The sequence below is a fragment of the Arthrobacter sp. JCM 19049 genome (genome assembly GCF_001310435.1).
Genome location: NZ_BAXF01000815.1, coordinates 1 through 726, shown reverse-complemented (window position 1 = coordinate 726; position 726 = coordinate 1). Strand labels below are relative to the sequence as shown.

The following is a 726-nucleotide window of genomic DNA, read 5'->3' as shown; positions in this document are numbered from 1 at the left end:
TGCCGGCCTGCTGGCGTTAACCCCCACGCGACGGGGTGCAGCAGCCGGCCGCAGCCGCGCCGCAACAAGCAGCGGCTGCGTGGAAGTTACCCGGTGCGGCGTCATCTGCTGGGGGACCGCCACACCGGATGATAACGTGATGGCCAAGTGGCGTAATCAATGCAGGTTCCCCTATTCACACGAGTTTGCGGAGCAGTTGATGTCCGAATCCCCAGAACACGGCGTCCCCACCCGGTTGGCCCGGCCCATGGCCGAGATCCGCGAGGCGCTGAAGGACGTGATCGACCCGAGCTCGGGGTCAACATCATCAATCTGGGCCTGGTGTACGGGTTGCGCTTCAGCGAACGCGGGGTACTGGAAATCGACATGACGCTGACCACCGCCGAATGCCCGCTGACCGATGTGATCGAGGAACAGGTCGCTTCGGTCCTAAGGAACCTGGTCGGCACCTACCACCTGAACTGGGTCTGGCTGCCGCCCTGGAGCGCGCAGCGGATCACCGATGAGGGACGAGAGCAATTGCGGGCACTGGGCTTCAACATCTAGCTCCCGGCCCGCGCGTAGGAGCAGTCCTAGGCCACAGCAGGGCCTTGCAAGACCAGGGCCTCGAAGGCGACCGCGCTGCCCCGTACCCCCGGCGGCAGCATCAACGCCACGGCATTCGCCCCGTGCAGCCCACGCCGCCGGGCCTGCCAGAAGAGCCGCGACACCAGGATCCCGCCGCTG

1 pseudogene is annotated in these 726 nt (G+C 66.3%); it reads left to right on the top strand.

The features are described 5' to 3' along the window. The first annotated feature begins 247 nt into the window (after nucleotides 1-247). Nucleotides 248-546: pseudogene (locus tag JCM19049_RS16475) on the top strand (metal-sulfur cluster assembly factor). The last annotated feature ends 180 nt before the right edge of the window (nucleotides 547-726 follow it).